Below are 869 nucleotides of genomic sequence, written 5' to 3'. Positions count from 1 at the left end.
TACCCGTAGCAGGCCCTGTTCCTCCGCCGAGCATGGTTGTCGTACCAGACATTAATGCTTCTTCGACTTGTTGAGGACAAATGAAGTGAATGTGTGCATCAACAGCGCCAGCAGTTAGAATCTGCCCTTCGCCAGCAATAACTTCTGTCCCTGGGCCGACATTAATTGTGATACCTTCTTGTGTATCAGGATTGCCAGCTTTACCAATTGCCCAAATACGACCATTTTTTATCGCCACATCAGCTTTAACTATACCCCAATGATCAAGAACGAGCGCGTTAGTAATAACGGTATTGGCGACTTCATCAGATATAGCCTGACTTTGCCCCATACCATCACGAATGACCTTGCCGCCGCCAAACTTAACTTCATCGCCATATACCGTGTAATCTTTCTCAACTTCAATAATAATTTCGGTATCGCCTAGGCGGACTCGGTCACCAGTCGTGGGGCCAAACATATTGGCATAGGCTTCTCTTGAAATTTTACTCATTATAAATCTCCCTATACCTTACCCATCACATCACCACGGAAGCCATATATCTCTTTTTTACCGGCAAATTCCACTAGGTTAACAGTACGCGACTGACCTGGTTCAAATCTAACTGCAGTACCAGCTGGTATATCTAAGCGCTTCCCTTTAGCTTCGTTACGATCGAATTCAAGCGCCAAATTTGTCTCTGCAAAATGATAGTGAGAGCCAACTTGAATAGGTCTATCACCCGTATTGGCCACCTTAATCGCAGTAACGGGTCGACCAGCATTAAGCTCGATCTCGCCTTCTTTAATAAAATACTCACCAAGCTTCATGTTCGCTCCTAAACAATCGGGTTATGGACAGTAACAAGTTTCGTTCCATCAGGAAAAGT

The 869-nt window shown here is 44.8% G+C and carries 2 protein-coding genes; both read right to left on the bottom strand.

The annotated features are described in order from the left end of the window. Window positions 1-493 (bottom strand): amidohydrolase family protein (locus tag A3738_RS01005; RefSeq protein ID WP_156503856.1); only part of this gene is annotated, 493 nt, incomplete at its 3' end. A gap of 11 nt (window positions 494-504) precedes the next feature. Then, window positions 505-810: an urease subunit beta gene (locus tag A3738_RS01000; protein WP_068479121.1), complete on the bottom strand. Its 306-nt coding sequence runs from the start codon at window positions 808-810 to the stop codon at window positions 505-507. Window positions 811-869: the final 59 nt, after the last annotated feature.

This window comes from Oleiphilus sp. HI0066, assembly GCF_001635725.1.
This window is presented reverse-complemented; position numbering and strand designations above follow the sequence as displayed.